Source organism: Vibrio sp. E150_011 (assembly GCF_053544015.1).
Genome location: NZ_JBHFOL010000001.1, coordinates 195,190 through 213,308, shown reverse-complemented (window position 1 = coordinate 213,308; position 18,119 = coordinate 195,190). Strand labels below are relative to the sequence as shown.

Below are 18,119 nucleotides of genomic sequence, written 5' to 3'. Positions count from 1 at the left end.
TGACTGAGCTGTTCTGAACCAATAGTTTTATAAGCTATTCAGCGAACCAATACCCTTTGTTCACCAGTTCAGTAAGGAACGAAACCGCACTGGTTGAAGGGTTAGGAAGCTGAATTACGCTGCTATGACAAAGCGCGCTAACTAAAGGCGCGAGGTCTTCTGGAACCTTTAGGGTTTCGCCGTTGACGTAAAGCATCGTAGGTTCGTCTTCGTGGTGCAGGGCACGTAAACCCGACACTTTAAACAATTCACCGCCACTAGTTAAGTGTTGAGCCATCTCTTCTTGCGTCCATTTAGGGTCAGGCGCAATGATGTTTAAATGATGACGGGATTGGCTGAGCATGGCGGCCATGAAATCTTTTACGATGAGCGGATCGTCAAGTTTTGATTTCAACATTTGTGTCAGTGATTCGAGATCTGATGCACTGATTGCTCCGTGGTTTTCTTGAGTGGTGAGTTCAGGCTTATGCAGATGTACGTCGCCATAATCGTGTGCCAAAACATAATCGGCAAAGTTACTCACGAGTTCTTGTTCTTTTGGAGAGCGGAAGCCAACCGAGTAACTCATTGATGGTTCAAGTGCGTAGCCATCGTGTGGGAAACCGGGTGGGATGTAGAGAATGTCGCCTGGCTCTAATACTTGGTCAATCTCAGCATCAAATGATTCAATCTGACGCAGTGCCTCGTGGCGACAAGTTTCTTTATATTGACCGACATCTTTTGCACCGACACGCCAGTGACGTTTGCCCATACCTTGAATAATAAAGACATCATATTGATCAATATGAGGACCCACTCCGCCGTTTTTAACGGAATAACTGATCATTAAATCATCGAACAACCATTGCGGCATGCCTTTGAACGGCTTAACCAGTTGCGCGGCGTCATCATGCCAATGGTTGGCGGCTTGAACAATGAATGACCAATTACTTTCACCGAGTGAAGCAAACTTCTCGTCGTCAAATGGACCATGTTCCGCTTGCCATTCATCATTGAGATTAGAGACAAATCGAGAGTCGACCTCCTCTTCCATGGTCAGTCCAGCCAGCTCTTCTGGAGAAATTGGATCCTGAAAGTTGGCAAAACCACCTTTAATGATGGTTGGTTTTTTTTGCCAGTATGTGGCAAGAAATTCTTGAAGCGAGAAAGTTAATTGATACATGTTTGGGTTCTACTCTAATAATAGCTGCGCGCATTCTAACAAGAACTCGGCAAGAGTCACAAAATAGTCGCATTATTTAAAAAATTGTTTGGACAGAGCGGCTGAAGAACAAATCTTACCAATGTGATGGGTGTTGAATGGCATTGGTATAGAACAGTTCTATAATCAAAGTAAGCATGAATATTTGTTGGTAAAGATGTTGAATAGTAACCGGATTTACTAAGCGAGCTTTGATATCAGCAGCTAACGGCACCGACCGTCTAAGTACAAGCATAAGATTCATCGTGAGTATTTAAACAACGAATAATCAAACAACGAGTAATCAAACAAGAATGGGTGGCTGATGAAGATAGGGATTTTAACGTGCGGACAAGTAAATTTGCCATTGTCTGAGGTGTATGGACAGTATGCCGACATGATCAAACGGTCATTATCAGAAGTCAACAGTGCCTGCGAGTTTGTGAACTTTGACGTGCGGCAAGGCGAGCGGCCATGTATCGATGAATTTCACGGTTTTATTGTGACGGGGAGCGTCCACAATGCTTACGATGATCTTCCTTGGATTCTCGATCTAATGGATTGGATTCGTGCTTGTGAGGCGAGACGAAAACCTTTAGTGGGTATTTGTTTCGGGCATCAAGTGATTGCTCGTGCATTAGGCGGTACCGTAGAGAAATCGACCAAAGGGTGGGGCATAGGCAGTTATGATGTGCATGTGACGGCTCAAAAGAAATGGATGAATCTTTCTATGGATTCCATTCGTCTTCTAGTGAGTCATCAAGACCAAGTGACCATTGTCCCTAAAGGAATGAAAGTGGTTGCTAGCAATGCGTTTTGCCCCAACTTTATGCTGGTAAAAGATAACCATGTATTGACCGTTCAAGGGCACCCCGAATTCAGCGGTGAGTTTACGACTGAGCTCCTAGAGAATAGAAAGCACTTAATCACACCTCAACATTATAAAGATGCTTTTAAGCAAATAGATAAGCCGCAAGACTCTGTCCTCGTGTTGCACTGGATCGACGCATTCTTTGTGTTAGGTAGCCAGAAGCGTCAGGCCGATCCTATCGATGAAATGACGAGTTAATAAGTTATCGCTGATGACTATAGCGGAATGATGACTGCAACGGAGTGATGATTATTGCGGAGTACTCACTATAAGCGAGTACTGACGCGAGTGGATAGAGCAAATGAGATAATGGAGAGATGAGTACAAACTCAGTGTTGTGATTTACACGGTGTTTGTACTCACGCCAAGCGCATAACGTTATAACTTTACAGCTATGCGAATTCTTTTTGCAGGTAGTTGACGATATCTCCTGATTCGTACATCCATTCCACTTGGCCATTTTTTTCAATTTTTAGACAAGGTACTTTTACTCGACCGCCACCTTCCAAAAGTTGTTCACGCGCGACATCGTCATTTTTCGCATCTTTCAGAGTAATATTGACAGACTGGCGCTTCATCTCACGGCGCACTTTCACGCAAAAAGGGCAAGCCTCAAATTGGTATAATGAAAGCGTTTTGGCTTTCTCGTTGGCCTGATTTTGTGCTTCGGCTGTACGTTTTACACCACGTGGGCTAAATACGAAATTAAGTACGAGAATGATTTTTCCAAGAATTATACGAATGAACTTCATAACGACCTTATTTGAGCAATTTTTTATTGTGACCTGGATGTTAACATTTTATTTACGCCTCAGACATCTCTTTACCGCGTTTACAACACGTTAATCTCGGTTGATTTGTGGATTTTTCGATACGGTAATACCTAAGCGTTTCGCTAGTCGAATGAGGTTCGCACGATCAGTTTTTAGTACTCGGCTTGCTTGAGCCCAGTTGTAATCGGCTTGAATTAACGCATCGGAGATAATACTGCGTTGAAATTCTTCAGTGACTTCCCGAAGCCCGCGATTGAGCTCAATATTTAAAGGGGCTGTTGACGCGGATGCGATTGTCCTTGGTGCGGGCTCATCATCAAATTGTCCGCAGTCTTCGATGCTCACCGCAATCACTTTTTTGTCAAACATGCGTGCTTTTGCTTTTAGAGTTGCCCTATTAATCACATGCTCGAGCTCGCGTACATTGCCCGGCCAGTTGTAACGATTTAGGTAAGCACTCACGTTTGGGCTCAGCTTCAACTGAGCAATCCCAAGTTTTCGACGTGCCTGTTCAAGGAAGAAACCCGTCAATAATTCAATATCACCATTTCGTTCACGTAATGGGGGAACGAAAATGGGGTAAACGGTTAATCGATGATATAGATCGGCCCTAAACTTGCCTTGCTCCACTTCTTCTTTTAATTCTCGATTGGTGGCGGCTAACACGCGTACATTGATTTTTTGTATTTCATCGCGCCCAACGGGTTGGATTTCATTGTTTTGCAATGCTCGTAATAATTTACTTTGCGCGGCTAAAGGCAACTCGCCGATTTCATCTAGAAACAGTGTACCGCCGTCGGCTAAAGCAAATTTGCCCATACGATTGCGATCAGCTCCCGTAAAAGCCCCTTTAATATGACCAAATAACTCACTTTCAATGAGGTTTTCTGGGATGGCAGCGCAGTTCACATACACTAATGGGTTCTGCCTGCGGGTGGATTGATGATGCAGGGTACGAGCAACGAGCTCTTTTCCTACGCCCGTTTCGCCGTGGATCAATATATTAAAATCGGAAGGCGCGACAATCTCGATATCGGATTTCATCGCTTGCATTGGTGCGCTATTACCAATCATCTCCCCACCATCACGCTCCCATGACTCAACGTTTAGCTCTTCGAGTAACTGTTTGGACTGCTTGGCTTGGTATTCGAGCTGTGAGAATGTCATGGCCATTTTTAATGTGGAAGCAGCGATCGCGGATAATACCTCTAGGCTTCGTTGTGGAATATCGTTAAAAGCTTTAGTAGATAAACTATCTAATGTTAAGACGCCTAGCATTTTGTCGCCAAATATTAATGGCAGCCCCATACAAGAGTGCATTGGAAGATCGCCGTGATGATCCATTAGAAGCCCATCAAATGGGTCGGGCAAGTCACTGTCCGCGTCGAATATGACTGGAGAGAGTGACGAACAAATTTGAGAAAAACGTGGGTGTTCGGCGATAACAAAGCGTCGGCCCATGGTGTCGCGTGCCAACCCTTGCATTGCTAAAGGGACTAATGTGTTGCCTTGCTGTGAGAGTAACGCTACAGAATCACAGTGGACAGTTTTGCGTATGGTGTTAAGCAAAGTATCAAAACGCTGTTGATCATTGCTGCTGCTCGCAAGCCCTATCGTTAGTTCAACGAGATTGGAAGGAGAAAAATCTTGCATGGGGCGTTCGCCTGAAGAGAGTACAAATCGCATTATAGAGTCTAATTGACTTATTTGGAAGTAGTCATTTAGACATAATAAATAAGTAAATAGCGTTAAGAATCATGACATAGCAAGCAATTGACGAATTGGCATGGTCTGTGCTTTACCTATAATAGCCGAAAGACAAATACGTATGATTCTCAACTCATAACCGTCATCGTTCGGTGACAGTGACACACATAATTATAAACAGTACTGGTGCCTGAATTGTCTATTTTGATTCACTCAGAGGACACAGTCAAAAACTCAATATGTAAAGTAAGTTCATCATTTTAAGTAAGCCATTATCGCCTTTAAGGGAGCTCATATGCTAACCAACCAACACATTGACATCGTTAAAAGTACTATTCCACTACTAGAATCTGCGGGTCCCGCGCTTACACAACATTTTTACCAAAGAATGTTTTCTCACAACCCTGAACTCAAAGATATTTTCAATATGACTCACCAACAAACAGGCCGTCAAAGTGTCGCCTTGTTTGAAGCCATTGCCGCGTATGCGAAAAACATTGAAAACTTAGCGGCTTTAAGTTCCGCGGTGGAGCGTATCGCTCATAAACACACTAGTTTTAATATTAAAGCAGAACACTATCAAATTGTTGGTCTTCACCTGATCGAAACACTGAGAGAATTGGCACCCGATGCGTTTACTCCAGATGTGGAAGAAGCGTGGACAGCCGCTTATCTATTCTTAGCACAGATATTTATCGACCGCGAATCGGCACTGTACTCTGCAAGCGAAGCAGCCGTAGGTGGTTGGGCTGGCGCACGTTCGTTTATTGTGTCTGATAAAGTGAAGCAATCAGACATCGTAACGAGCTTCGTGTTAACGCCAGAAGACGGTCAGCCGGTTATCGGATACAACGCTGGTCAATACTTAGGTATCGAGGTGACACCGTCTAAAGGCGAGAATCTAGAGATTCGTCAGTACTCATTATCACAAGCACCAAACGGTGAAAACTATCGTATTTCAGTGAAAAAAGAAGGCAGCGCCTCTCAACTTGGTTTAGTTTCGCATTATTTACACGATGAAGTGAGCATTGGTGACAAAGTGAACCTTATGCCACCGGCAGGCGATTTCTTTTATGTAGAAAAGCAAAAACCTGTTGTGTTGATCTCTGCTGGTGTAGGGTGCACACCAATGCAAGCTATACTGCAGCAGCTCTCTAAAGCAGGAAAAAAAGAGCACGTAACCTATCTACACGCCTGTGAAAATCACGCGCAACATTCATTCTTAGACGAGACGGATACGTTGGTGACAGGCAATGGTTGGGCTAGCCAGATATGGTACAACAAGCCAACACTTGCGCTTAACAATACCAGCGACCATGAAGGGCTGATGGATCTCAACAACATTGCAGAGCAACTGCCTCTTGATGATGGCGATTTCTATATTTGTGGGCCAGTGGTGTTCATGGAAAGCATCGTTAAACAGCTGGAAGCACTTGGCGTAGCGCGTGATAACATCCACTACGAAGTCTTTGGACCTCATGCTTATCTTTAGTTAAGCAACGCGTTTAAATTCGTTAAGCGACGCGTTAATTAGCTAAGCAACGCGTCAATTAAGTAATGCGTTCGATGGCTTCATTAAAGCGATAGAGCGGAAATATAATGACGATTGGCATTTGGTGCTGTCTTACTTGATGCCAATTTACTTGATGATCGAGCGCAAGCCTTAGTTAAACCATTTTTCAAACCACCGCTTCCATCCGGTTGCTGGTGGTTTGTTTGCTTCAAAATAGCGAAAGCCTAGGTAGTAACTTTTAGTGAATGCGATACGGGTTTCATCGACATTGTTACCGTTAAACGCTGCAATTACCTGGCTAGTCTGGTCTGCGTGGTCATTGGCTAAGCTGTAATCCATGCCCAAGCAGCCTTGTATGTATAACCAGACGTGGGTCACCAGCACGAGTTCTTCAAGTACAGGCAGTTTAAACACTTGTGCTTCATCTTTGCCCAGTTCATCTTCAAAGCTTTTCCGCATCGCGAGGACTTGACTTGAATACGTTTGCAATGACGCAATCGACTCAACATTGAGCTTGGTGAACAACCCTAATAGAAGACCGAGTATTGGTGTGTCAGGTTTGTTGGTTTGAGCACGCTCGAATAGCGCATTTTCCCGAGCGCAAAGCTCAGAAAAAAGCGCAGCTTGATCGGCAACGACAGACATCTGTGCAACGTTGAAGGTTTGCAGATGCGTCTCTAGCGTACTCATTTCTCTTGCAGTTCCTCTACTAGTACTTCTACAGAGCCACTTTCACCGTCCACGAACAACGATGTCCCCGTAATCATGACAGAGAGATCCATTGTACGAGCTACAAGTCCGGTCAGTGCTTCAATGGATTCATTATTGAAGCGATAAACACTGGCATTGAGAAAGCCAAACTTACCTTGGTTTTGTTTCCACCATACATCGCTCTTAGTATTGAAGCTGTAGACCTTGGTCGCTTTAGACAAACGAGTGGCTTTCTTCACTCTTTCGACGTCAGGCTCACCGATCTCTATCCACATTTCAGTTTGGTCATCGAGAGATTTTTGCCAAATGTCAGGCTCTTCAACATCAGATAGACCTTTAGTGAACTGGAGCTCAGGTGACGCATTCAAGCAAAATGCCATCAGGCGCGCCATCATTCTTAAATGAGTTTCCGATGGATGCAGTGCAACGGTTAGATTCAATGAATCATAATAGTCACGATTCATGTCAGTCAGGGCAACACGGAATTTGTAGATGGTTGGTTTGATAGCCATAGGTAGGTTACAACGCAGTAAATTAGAAGACAGGGTATCTTACGTAGCTTAACGGCAAATTGGTACAGAATTGGTAAGTTAATGGATTAAATGGCAAAAAAATAGCCAGCTTACGCTGGCTAATAGTATCTGGAGTATCAACAGTAATTAAACTGGCATGATCTCTTCAGCTTGAGGGCCTTTTTGACCTTGAGTTACTTTAAACTCAACTTTTTGGCCTTCTGCTAAAGTGCGGAAACCGTCTGCTTTGATGTTGCTGAAGTGAGCGAACACGTCAGGACCATTTTCTTGTTGAATGAAGCCAAAGCCTTTAGTTTCGTTAAACCATTTAACGGTGCCAGTTACTGTGTTAGACATAATGTAATCCTAAAATTCAATATTTTCTTTTTTGTTTTGCCGATTCGGCAGCTATAGCGCGAAAACGTAAATTGCTATTGCGTACAACACGACAAAGAATTGAGTAAATTCGGTAAATGTCTTTTGTAAACAAAGTAACTTCATTTCAAGCTAGAAATTAATATAAGCCACTGCGAAGTTAAGTCAACGATTCTCAGTAAAGCTTGTGTAGAATATTTGAACTTAAGCTCGTTTTTTGATTTCAATTACATGACATTTCATTTCTCTGACAATCTGGCTAATTAGAAAGTATGTAGCAGATAAGAAACAAATATTTAACCTTTTGATATAAAAGAATAATTTTTAAACTAAAATTAATAAATTCGTAAAGAAAACGGAAAATATAATGGTATGAATAACAGGATGCTCTAATTAAGACACCCTGTCATTTGGTTAGCGGTCTATTTTCGGTGAGTACAAAGAGTAGGCGGTAATTTGCCCCGCTACGATTGCCGAAAACATGAATAATGCGGATAAACCGATATTAGGTATCGGTAAAATCGATTGCTCGAAAACGGACTGGCTGGCACTGACTAACACTCGGCTTCCGGGTACTAAAATAATAATGCCTTGGACAATATAAATGGATCCGGTGAGATCGAGACGCTTAGCGACCCAAGTACCATACAAGGTAATCAAGACCGTTGTGATCCAGGTGCCGACGATCCAGCCGCTACTGAAGCCAAGATAAAATGGTCCCCACATCCCGAGTACTGCAACAGGTAACCCAAGTAAAATGTCTTTTGGTCGCGCATTAAAAATAACGCCAATAGACGATGAAATCAGTAGCAAGCCAAAGCAGTGTAGCCAGAGCGGCACTTCATTCGTATAAGACAAGGACTCTGCTTGTCCCCACCAAGCCTCACCAATGTTTAAGCCCATAATAACGCCGATGAATAGCTTTATTAACGTTAATGCGCTTTGCCCCAATAAGGCTGTTCCTGAGACCAAGTCGTTAAAAGCTAAACACTCCAACGAGTTGGCAATTGAAAGTCCGGGAACAAAAAGCACGACGGTCGCAATACAAAGGGCCCAAACTGGTATTGCCGCACCGGTGCTTGCAATAAACGCAACGAATATACCGGTTAATAAAGCAGCAACGAACTCAACTGCGATGGAGTTACGTCCCTTAACTACTAATTGAGTTAGCCAAACGATCAGTCCAAGAATCACCGAGTAACCGACGGCTTCAAGCGTACTACCAACCAACATAAGATAAGCGGGCGGTATGCCCATGTTGGCAAGTGCAACAATCCATTTCGGATAACCAACAGGTTCTGGCACCGGTTCATTACTCGGTTGATTAATGCGAATAATCGTATTTGCCAATAAGCCGAGGTTAATTGAGGCGGGCTTGAGCCGCTTTAATACCACGGTATTGTTTTTATCTGGAAACTGATAATTGATAGCGGTGGGTGTGGCTTGAACCATCACATCAATGCCGTGCTTTTGCGCATAAAACTGAGCGTATTTTTCCACTTTATAAGGTGCGCAACCGCTACGATGTAACGTATCACCAATTTGGACGATTTTGTTTATGGTTTGAGGTGAAGGCATAGGTCCGTCTAGTTCAAGTTGTCACTGTCTTTAAGTGGCGTAAAGGTAGCAGAGCTTGCCTGTTTTGACGAGTGCTATTAATACAAACGATGGGTTTTTTGTTGGTGATTGGATGTGGTTGAGTTTTACCAATACCAATCGTCACAGCATAAGGCGTTTCATCAGCAGATAACGTCGTTCGTCGCATGGCTAAGCATGCGATTATTGCAATCAATAGACTGTTCTCAATTCATCATAGTCATTAATAACAGGCGGACACTTTGAAGCTATTTTTTGCAAGACCATCACTTTTAGCACTACAACCTTTTTTCGCAAAACAACTGTTTTTCACAAGGCAACCAATCGCATTCGTTAAAATAGCCCTAAAGCCCATATTGGCAATGAGCATGTTGTTGCCACTTAGCCTTCAGGCCGCCGATAAACAAGGTGCATTTGTTGGAGGGGCACTGGGTAATATGCAGACGTATTCTGTCGAGAACAATATTGAAGGCGCGCGGTATAATCACTCCAGCCCTGCTATTGCGGTTTATGCGGGGTATCACTTTACAGATTGGTTTGGTTTAGAAGGGCAATTATTAGGTTCGGATACTTCGATTTCAGGGCTAGATTCAGTGACGGGTGTGTTATCAGTATCCCCTAAGTTTTCTTATTATTTTAACGATAATGTTGCAGTGTATACCAAGGTTGGGCTGTCTGGATTTTTGATGAACTGGGACAGTAACCCAAATCAAGAAAGCGTTAATGATTACTCTTACGGTGTAGGAACGCATGCGGGCATAGGGGTTAATATTGCGATGAACAACAGCGTCAATATGCGTCTTGACTATACGTATATGATGCCAACGTTCAATCATGGTAGCGGCGTTGAATTGGGTAATGCCGATATTGGGTTATTGATGGTGGGGATTCACTACCAGTTCTAGTTTACGTATGACCAAGTAAGCAGCCGATTAGTCACTTTATTTGGGGCGTGGTGCCCTATGTTGAGGAAACAACGAAAAGTACAAGTGAATAGGGTAACTGTCTATGTTCGATATTGAGGTAATCAGCGACACTTAACGACATCGCTTACATCACAAATAATAACGCTCAGTAAGCGAAAACTTAAATAAGTCAGCTCAAACTAACGAACACAGTGATTGTGAATACCACTTCTCATATACAAAGGAAGAGACCATGCCTCAACAAGATGTGACCCTACAACAAGAGTTTCGTACTGCAATGTCAAAGCTTGCCGCTGCAGTTAATATTATTTCCACTGGTGGAGACGCTGGAACGGTAGGCATTACCGCGACTGCGGTATGTTCCGTCACTGATACGCCCGCGACAGTGCTTGTTTGCGTTAATCGTAATAGTGCATCGAATGAAATATTCAAATCGAATGGTCGTATGTGTATTAACGTCTGTGCAAGTGAGCATCAAGAGATGTCCATGCATTTTGCTGGCATGACAGGGCTGTCGATGGAAGAGCGCTTCCAATTACCACAATGGACACTTAATCAACACAATGTACCGATCCTTAGTGGTGCACTTGCAACACTTGAAGGAAAGATTGGTGTGATGCAAGAGTCGGGCACACATACCGTGTTTTTTGTTGAAATAGAGACCATTACGACGCAAAACAAAGATGCGCTAATTTACTTCGATCGTCAGTTTAAACATGTGCTAGCGGAGGTCGCTGAGCAAGAAAAAGCCGTGGCTTAATGAACACGAACTCACTGAGTGGTGAGTAGCCTCATAAAAAAACACCCGCTTATCGGGTGTTTTTTTATGAGGCTACTCATCTTCTATTGGCTAACATCAATTACATTACCCAAACCTAGCGCTTAACAGTGATAAGTTCGTTAAGCAAATCAGAAAGTTGAGTATACTTTTCTTCACCAATACGTGCCTTGAGTGCGATATATTGGTCTTCGATCTTTGGACGTAAACGTTCAACCAATTGCTGTGCTTCTGGCGTCAAATGGATATAGAACTTACGGCCATCATTCGCTGATTTTTGCTTCTGCACATACCCTAATTTCTCAAGTCGACCAATGATCCCCGTGAGGCTAGGGCTTAAAATACAGCTCTCATTAGACAACGTCGTGAAGTCAATTTCGCCTTTAGTATCAAGAACACGCATCACTCGCCATTGTTGTTCCGTAATGTCATTTTCCGCTAACACAGGACGGAAGTACTCCATCGCGACATCGCGTGCGCGAATCAATTGTAGTGGTAATGAATCTTCGTATCTCGTCACAAAACAAACCTTGTTTTAATGGTCACTCTAATAACAAGATATATCAGATACTCCCAAGAGTCATCTTATTGATATACCTTAACTTTAATTCTTTTGTTTCCATGTAGATAGAATACTCTAAAAGTAAAATTGGCTTCCTCAAAGGAAGCCAATAAAAGGCGTTAATACAACATATTAGGCAATAGCAGTACAATACCTGGGACCAGTACGATAATGGCAAGCCTCACCATATCCGCGACCCAAAATGGGAATACACCTTTGAAAATCGTCCCAGTGCTGATGTCCTTGATTATGCCTGATAACACGAAGACATTGAGTCCAACAGGGGGGGTAATTAGGCTAATTTCGGTGACAACGACCACAACAATACCAAACCAAATTGGGTCAAAACCCAGTTCTACCACGACAGGGAAGAAAATAGGAACGGTAAGTAACATCATCGACATACTCTCAAAGACACAGCCTAGAATGATGTAAATAACCAGTATGAGACCCAGTGCCATCATTGGTGATACATTCGCGGCTTGGATCATTTCCACCAGCGCGGTAGGTAATCCCGCTCGGTTGATAAAGTTCGATAGAATCAGTGCACAAATAACAACAGCGAATAAGGAGGCAGAGGTTTTTGCAGTATCGACCAAAATATCACGCATGACTTGATAGTTCAGCTTTCTGCGGTACGCGGCGAGCGCAAATGCACCAGTAGCACCAATACCTGCGGCTTCTGTTGGTGTAAATACACCCGCATAAATACCGCCCATCACCAGCACAAACAAAAGAAGCGTGGATAAGATGCCTTTTAACGCGATAATTCGGCCCTTCCAATCCACGCGCTCACCAGGGGGGGCGCTTTCTGGAGAGCGGAAGACGACCCATTGCACTGCGGCAAGATACAAACCGATGCCCAGTAAGCCGGGTAAGAATCCTGCAGCAAACAACTCACGAATACTGCTCTCGGTGAGCAAGCCATAAATGACCAGCATGACACTGGGTGGGATAAGAATGCCCAGCGTGCCACCTGCAGCAATCGACGCCGCTGCAAGTCCGTCTGAATAACCATACTTGCGCATCGGTGGCATTGCGACTTTGGACATCGTCGCGGATGTCGCTAAGCTTGAACCACAGATAGCTGAGAACCCTCCACAAGCCAGGATAGTCGACATCGACAATCCGCCTTTTCGGTGCCCCACAAAGGCATTACAAGCACGATATAATTCATTAGATAACCCGGCACGTGTGACAAAGTTACCCATAAGAATAAACAGCGGGATCACTGACAAGCCGTAGTCCTGACCTGTGTCTATGATTCGTCTCGCAGCCATGGACATCGCCGCATTCCAGTTGTAATCATTGATGTACCAAAACCCGACAAACCCGACAACACCCATCGCAAAAGCAAGAGGTAGACGCAGAAAGACCAGTACGATTAAGGCGGCAAACCCTATGATTGATTCGATCATTTAAGCCTCCTTGCTATTATTTGTTAGATGACTGTTCTTGTCATGAGTGCTTGCCAAGTCATTGGTTTCCGCCTTGTTACGAAATAAATTTTTTCCATAAACTAAGGCATTAATGAACGTTAATGCTCCGCCAACAAAGCCCGTGATAGAAATGAGATAGGTGACATAACCCAGTGGCAATTCTAAGATTTCGGTTACTTCTTCATAATCCAAAGACCGACCCGCAAGCTTCCAGTTCATCATCGCCACTAAAATGAGCGAGAAAGAGCAAATAAGGTTGATCACGACCTGACGAAAACTGACCCATTTTTTGGGGAAATAGTTATCAAGTAAATCGACACATATGTTTTCCTCATTCCAAGACACAAGAGGGAAGGCCATAAAGACCATCACTGCTAATAAAATCTCGATGAGTTCCGTTGAGCCCATTACTGGCATATTAAAAAAGTAGCGGCCAGCCACATCAACAAACGTAATCAACATCATGAGTAGTAAGCTGATGGCAGCGAGGGCTTCTAGCCCTCGCTGAATGGCCTTAGAGAGACTAAAACCATTCATAAGCACTATAATCCTTGGTCTAATTGTTGGTAGAAGTATTCATACGCGGCTGGCCCATCAACCTTGCGTTTCTTCGCTGCTTTATACCAAGTAGCCACAAGCGGTTGGCTGGATTTTTTCAATTCGGTGATCATCTCAGGCGTGGCAGGGGTAAACGTGTGACCACCTTCTAAAGCGGTGGTGTACGCGCTGTTGTCTACGTCATCCCACATCTTGCCAAACAAACGAGATAGCTGCTCTCCTGACACCTGTTTTATGGCTTCTTGATCCGCTTTTGACAAGCTATGCAGCGTATCTTGATTCATTACAATGGCGAAGCTTCCGCGATAAAGGCCACCCGGGATCACTAACGTATTGTCAGCGACTTCGGCTAAGCGAAATGAACTAAGTGCTTCAACGGGTTGGTATGCACCCTCTACAACACCTTGTGAAATAGATTCATACACCTTGGTGGTTGGAATGAATACTGGCGTTACTTTCATATCTTTCGCGACCGATGAGATAACCCCGCCACCGACACGAATTTTTTTGCCTTGTAATGACGCCAGTGACTCAACCGGGTTTTTGGTTATTAACTGACCTGGGCCGTGTACGCTCAGTGCCATCACCTCTACGCCACGATGTTCACGACCTTTCTTGAGGTATTTGTCATAGGTACGCCAATAGGCTTGGGACATCAGTTCTGAGCTGGTGCCTTCTGAAAAAGTTGGGATTTCAGGAAGTTGAGTTAACTGAAAACGCCCAGCTTTATGGCCATGAAAAATCCAAGTCGCGTCGCCAATTCCATCGGTAACGACATCAATTTGTGTTTGAGGAGGAGCAAGGTCGTATTCGATTTTTATACCCACACGGCCATCTGTCGCCTCTTCAATCCATTTTCCCCACGTTGGCCATACGACTTTATTGATGCCGTGATTTGGTGATCCCCAGGTACTGATTTTTATGATCTTTTCAGGTTCCGCATACGCAGAGAAAGAGCTAAGAAGGAGGAGTGCAGAGGTGGTGATGGCGGCAACTTTATTGACTCGCATAACGTTATTCCTTTCGTTTCACGGTTATTTGACTACTCACATCGAGTTGAAGCATTTCAAGTCGACTCGAGCATATGCCCACTCAGTGGGTCGTTGTTTGAATACTTAATATATTAACTAATTACACGTATTTGCGAAGAAATAATGTTAAATAAATGTGTTCAAATTACTTAATATGTTAACTAGATCAATGATTGAGGATTTAATGGTGCGCTACTGAATGAATCAAGTTGATAGAAGTCTCACTTTGCTTAAAAAACACGCTAAAAATCGTGACGCTGAGCAAAAAATTAATGCAACCAACTTACAGTTTGTCAGTCTGTAAATTTGAATTTTCATGTAACCCTTTGTTTTTAAGTTGATTTGTTGTGATATCTCCGGGGCTGGACTTTAGTTAACATATTAACTAAAGTATTTAACATGTTAATTAGTTGTCTAGGCGTACACACCCAAAAATGCACGCCATATACGCGACATAGACAACAGCACGAAGCCAGCTTGAAACAAAAGGAAAGCAATATGTTAACAGAAGAGCAAGTTCAAATTGCCGCAGAACGACTCTACAAAGCCGAGGTCAACCGTGAACAAATAGCGGCACTGACTCTCGATTATCCTGATATGTCGATGGATGATGCTTATCGAATCCAAAGTCAGTGGGTCAACAGAAAGAAACGCGAAGGAGCAAAAGTAAAAGGCTACAAAATTGGACTGACGTCAAGAGCCATGCAAATGGCCGTTAATATAGACCAACCCGATTATGGTGTATTACTGGACAACATGTTTTTTAACGATGGTGCTCAGATTAAGGTGTCCGACTTCCTTGATCCAAGAATAGAGGTTGAGTTGGCTTTTGTATTAAAAGACAAACTTGAAGGGGACAACGTCACAATGTTTGATGTGTTGAATGCCACCGACTATGTGGTTCCCGCATTAGAGCTTATCGCTGCTCGCTGCCATCGCACCGATCCTGAAACGGGATATACCCGAAAAGTTTACGACACCATTGCTGACAATGCTGCCAATGCGGGAATTATCTTAGGGGGACGTCCTATAAAACCTACTGAACTCGATCTTCGCTGGGCTGGTTCAATGTTATATCTCAATGGACAAATTGAGGAAACGGGTCTCGCAGGTGGCGTCTTAGGGCATCCTGCAAACGGCATTTGCTGGGTGTGTAAGCGATTTGCACCGCATGGTGTGTCTTTAGAACCAGGCCAGGTCATTCTGGCTGGATCATTTACTCGCCCTGTACCCGTTAAAGAAGGCGATACCATCCACGCTGACTTTGGCCCATTGGGTGGCATCTCAGTCAAGTTTGTATAAGGAGGGTGTGATGACATTAGATAATCACTTCAAACAAGCCTTGGGTAACGATGAGCCGTTATGGGGATTATGGTTGGGGTTGCCTGATACGAGTTGTGCAGAAATAGTGGGTAGCGCTGGGTTTGACTGGGTGTTGATAGATGGCGAACACGCGTCGTTTGACCTCACGTCAATCAAGCACCACTTACAAGCACTTGCTCCTCATAGCGCCTCACCGATAGTGCGCGCCGAGGATGCGAACCCAACTTTAATCAAACGCTTACTGGACATTGGTGCCCAGACATTACTTGTACCTATGGTCAACTCTGCAGAAGAAGCGAAGCAAGTGGTGGCTTCTGCCTATTATCCACCACTGGGTCATCGCGGTATTGGTAGCGCATTAGCACGAGCATCACAATGGAATCGGATCCCGCAGTACCTGCACAGAGCGAACGAACATATTTGTGTATTGGTGCAGGTCGAAACAAAAGAAGCCATTGATAACATTGAAGCCATTTCTCAAATTGATGGCATTGACGGCATATTTATTGGTCCTTCAGATCTGAGTGGTTCAATGGGGCACATCGGCAACCCGAGCCACCCTGATGTGGTGGCGGCCATCGACCATGCCATCGACGTGATTCAAACCTCAGGTAAAGCGGCGGGCATTCTATCGCTTGATCCAAGACAAGCTAAAGCCTATGCCGACCGTGGCGTTAAGTTTATCGGAGCAGGGGTCGATACGTTGCTACTGCGAACAGGTGCTGAATCATTGGCGTATCAACTAAAACACGTCGAGCAGATAGAAGCGCCTGTTATTAATAACGTTTATTAAATGAAGAATGTTTGCCCAATCGCTAACGTTTACTAGAACGGGAATGAAAATGAACACGAAATTACAAGGAAAGGTCGTTTGCGTTGCACTGAACGACCAGCAACAGTTAGACAACTTGGCATCAATCTTCGATCAGGCACCGTATAAAGCGTTGCCAACCGAGCCAGTTTTGTATTTCAAGCCGCACAATACATGGAACCAAGACAGTCGCCCAATCACATGGCCGCAAGAAGAGAACGCGTTAGTCGTGGGGGCAAGTGTTGCGCTTATCATCGGGAAAACGTGTTGTCGAGTGACCCAAAACGATGCGCTTGATTATGTCGAAGGATTCGCATTGCTGCATGATTTCTCTCTGCCTGAAACCAGTTATTACCGTCCTGATATTAAAGGTAAGTGTATGGATGGTTCCGCTACGATTTCATCGCCAGTGTCTGTATCCGATGTGGCTGATGTTACGCAATTGGAAGTAACGACATCGGTGAATGGTGTTGTGAAACGTTACTTTCCGTTGAGTCGCCTGGCACGCTCTCCTGAAGCCTTGTTGGAAAAGATTTCTCATATCATGACGTTAGAGAAGGGTGACATCATTGCCATCGGTTTTGCTGGTGAGCGTACACCTCTACAACCGTACGACAAAGTTACGTCAAGGTTGGGTGATGTTGTGCAACTGGAAAATATTGTTGGAGGAGAGCAAGCATGAAGCACGCAAGAATTGAATACCGTGGTCAAGTGATTGACGTCACCATTAATGATAACAATGACGCGGTGACTGCATCAGGGGATGTGATTAAAAACAACACGATTCATTGGCATTCACCGGTTGAGAATCCAGGTACCATTTTTGCTTTGGGCTTGAATTATGCCGACCATGCATCGGAGTTGGCTTTTGAACCGCCAAAGGAGCCTCTAGTCTTTTTAAAAGGTGGCAATACATTAACAGCGCATCAAACCCCGTCTTATCGACCTGATGATATTGAATTCATGCACTATGAGTGTGAATTAGTGGCTGTGATTGGCAAGGAAGCCAGAAACGTCAGTAAAGAAGACGCAATGCAGTATGTTCGTGGTTTTACGATCTGTAATGACTATGCGATTCGCGATTATCTTGAAAATTACTACCGTCCAAATCTTCGCGTGAAAAGTCGAGACTCGCTGTGTCCAATCGGGCCTTGGATTGTGGATGTGGATGACATCGACAATTTGCAGAACTTGAAGATTCAAACCCACGTTAATGGCGAACTTACCCAAGAAGGCTCAACGGCGGATATGATTTTTGATGTCCCTTTTTTAATTGAATACTTGAGCCAGTTTATGACGCTAAAACCGGGTGACTTGATAGCAACGGGTACTCCGAAAGGATTAAAAGATATCCATCCAGGAGATGTGGTTCGATGCACGATAGAAGGCATCGGCACTCTCGAGAATCCAGTACTGTCTGAAACGGATTTTTACGCTCAGCGCTAAGTCATTG

At 44.0% G+C, this 18,119-nt stretch carries 19 protein-coding genes; 8 read left to right on the top strand and 11 right to left on the bottom strand.

Annotation, left to right across the window (positions count from 1 at the left end; genetic code table 11):
- Positions 1-34: 34 nt before the first annotated feature.
- On the bottom strand, positions 35-1,162 hold the full coding sequence (locus ACE1OE_RS00810) for a JmjC domain-containing protein (RefSeq protein WP_449209756.1): 1,128 nt from the start codon (positions 1,160-1,162) through the stop codon (positions 35-37).
- A 343-nt stretch (positions 1,163-1,505) separates the two neighbouring features.
- Here ACE1OE_RS00810 and ACE1OE_RS00805 point away from each other — a divergent pair, with 343 nt between their 5' ends.
- Entirely contained in the window at positions 1,506-2,249 is a 744-nt protein-coding gene (locus ACE1OE_RS00805; RefSeq protein ID WP_449209755.1) for a glutamine amidotransferase-related protein, read from the top strand.
- 194 nt (positions 2,250-2,443) lie between these two features.
- Here the strand turns inward: ACE1OE_RS00805 and ACE1OE_RS00800 are convergent, their stop codons facing one another.
- Both ACE1OE_RS00800 and norR read right to left on the bottom strand, forming a co-directional pair.
- Complete coding sequence (locus ACE1OE_RS00800; protein ID WP_102469414.1) at positions 2,444-2,803, bottom strand: glutaredoxin family protein; 360 nt, start codon at positions 2,801-2,803, stop codon at positions 2,444-2,446.
- 90 nt (positions 2,804-2,893) lie between these two features.
- Positions 2,894-4,477, bottom strand: a complete 1,584-nt coding sequence (norR, locus tag ACE1OE_RS00795) for a nitric oxide reductase transcriptional regulator NorR (RefSeq protein ID WP_372062124.1) — start codon at positions 4,475-4,477, stop codon at positions 2,894-2,896.
- 349 nt (positions 4,478-4,826) lie between these two features.
- On the opposite strand from norR, the gene hmpA reads away from it, so the two are divergent.
- On the top strand, positions 4,827-6,023 hold the full coding sequence (gene hmpA, locus ACE1OE_RS00790; RefSeq protein WP_449209754.1) for an NO-inducible flavohemoprotein: 1,197 nt from the start codon (positions 4,827-4,829) through the stop codon (positions 6,021-6,023).
- Between the two features lie 171 nt (positions 6,024-6,194).
- On the opposite strand, the gene ACE1OE_RS00785 is transcribed toward hmpA, so the two are convergent.
- From ACE1OE_RS00785 to ACE1OE_RS00770, 4 genes are all read right to left on the bottom strand, one after another.
- On the bottom strand, positions 6,195-6,734 hold the full coding sequence (locus ACE1OE_RS00785; RefSeq protein WP_449209753.1) for a hypothetical protein: 540 nt from the start codon (positions 6,732-6,734) through the stop codon (positions 6,195-6,197).
- Positions 6,731-7,267 (bottom strand): YaeQ family protein, encoded by a 537-nt coding sequence (locus tag ACE1OE_RS00780; RefSeq protein WP_372062040.1) that lies wholly within the window; start codon positions 7,265-7,267, stop codon positions 6,731-6,733. Before ACE1OE_RS00780 ends, ACE1OE_RS00785 begins: the two co-directional genes overlap by 4 nt.
- 147 nt (positions 7,268-7,414) lie before the next feature.
- Positions 7,415-7,624 (bottom strand): cold-shock protein, encoded by a 210-nt coding sequence (locus ACE1OE_RS00775; RefSeq protein ID WP_102469409.1) that lies wholly within the window; start codon positions 7,622-7,624, stop codon positions 7,415-7,417.
- Between the two features lie 432 nt (positions 7,625-8,056).
- Positions 8,057-9,220: a threonine/serine exporter family protein gene (locus ACE1OE_RS00770; RefSeq protein WP_102469408.1), complete on the bottom strand. Its 1,164-nt coding sequence runs from the start codon at positions 9,218-9,220 to the stop codon at positions 8,057-8,059.
- A gap of 386 nt (positions 9,221-9,606) precedes the next feature.
- On the opposite strand from ACE1OE_RS00770, the gene ACE1OE_RS00765 reads away from it, so the two are divergent.
- A complete protein-coding gene (locus tag ACE1OE_RS00765; protein WP_449209752.1) occupies positions 9,607-10,143 on the top strand; it encodes an outer membrane beta-barrel protein in 537 nt (178 codons plus the stop codon).
- Between the two features lie 253 nt (positions 10,144-10,396).
- A complete protein-coding gene (hpaC, locus tag ACE1OE_RS00760; protein WP_449209751.1) occupies positions 10,397-10,924 on the top strand; it encodes a 4-hydroxyphenylacetate 3-monooxygenase, reductase component in 528 nt (175 codons plus the stop codon).
- A gap of 115 nt (positions 10,925-11,039) precedes the next feature.
- Here hpaC and hpaR read toward each other — a convergent pair whose 3' ends face one another.
- From hpaR to ACE1OE_RS00740, 4 genes are all read right to left on the bottom strand, one after another.
- Positions 11,040-11,462, bottom strand: coding sequence for a homoprotocatechuate degradation operon regulator HpaR (gene hpaR / locus ACE1OE_RS00755; protein WP_372062998.1), 423 nt, complete (start codon positions 11,460-11,462; stop codon positions 11,040-11,042).
- 161 nt (positions 11,463-11,623) lie between these two features.
- Positions 11,624-12,922, bottom strand: a complete 1,299-nt coding sequence (locus ACE1OE_RS00750; protein WP_372062999.1) for a TRAP transporter large permease — start codon at positions 12,920-12,922, stop codon at positions 11,624-11,626.
- Positions 12,923-13,480, bottom strand: coding sequence for a TRAP transporter small permease (locus tag ACE1OE_RS00745; protein WP_449209750.1), 558 nt, complete (start codon positions 13,478-13,480; stop codon positions 12,923-12,925). It abuts the gene before it with no gap.
- Between the two features lie 5 nt (positions 13,481-13,485).
- Entirely contained in the window at positions 13,486-14,511 is a 1,026-nt protein-coding gene (locus ACE1OE_RS00740; RefSeq protein WP_372063001.1) for a TRAP transporter substrate-binding protein, read from the bottom strand.
- A 519-nt stretch (positions 14,512-15,030) separates the two neighbouring features.
- On the opposite strand from ACE1OE_RS00740, the gene hpaH reads away from it, so the two are divergent.
- From hpaH to ACE1OE_RS00720, 4 genes are read left to right on the top strand one after another with little or no spacing between them, the layout of a single operon-like run.
- Positions 15,031-15,834 carry a 2-oxo-hept-4-ene-1,7-dioate hydratase gene (gene hpaH, locus ACE1OE_RS00735; RefSeq protein ID WP_372063002.1) on the top strand — a complete coding sequence of 268 codons (804 nt, stop codon included), beginning with the start codon at positions 15,031-15,033 and terminating at the stop codon, positions 15,832-15,834.
- 10 nt (positions 15,835-15,844) lie between these two features.
- The gene (gene hpaI, locus ACE1OE_RS00730) at positions 15,845-16,648 is read left to right on the top strand and encodes a 4-hydroxy-2-oxoheptanedioate aldolase (protein WP_449209749.1); all 804 of its coding nucleotides are present in this window, start codon (positions 15,845-15,847) and stop codon (positions 16,646-16,648) included.
- Positions 16,649-16,697: 49 nt separating this feature from the next.
- The gene (locus ACE1OE_RS00725; protein ID WP_372063004.1) at positions 16,698-17,348 is read left to right on the top strand and encodes a fumarylacetoacetate hydrolase family protein; all 651 of its coding nucleotides are present in this window, start codon (positions 16,698-16,700) and stop codon (positions 17,346-17,348) included.
- Entirely contained in the window at positions 17,345-18,112 is a 768-nt protein-coding gene (locus ACE1OE_RS00720) for a fumarylacetoacetate hydrolase family protein (protein ID WP_449209748.1), read from the top strand. Before ACE1OE_RS00725 ends, ACE1OE_RS00720 begins: the two co-directional genes overlap by 4 nt.
- Positions 18,113-18,119 lie beyond the last annotated feature (7 nt).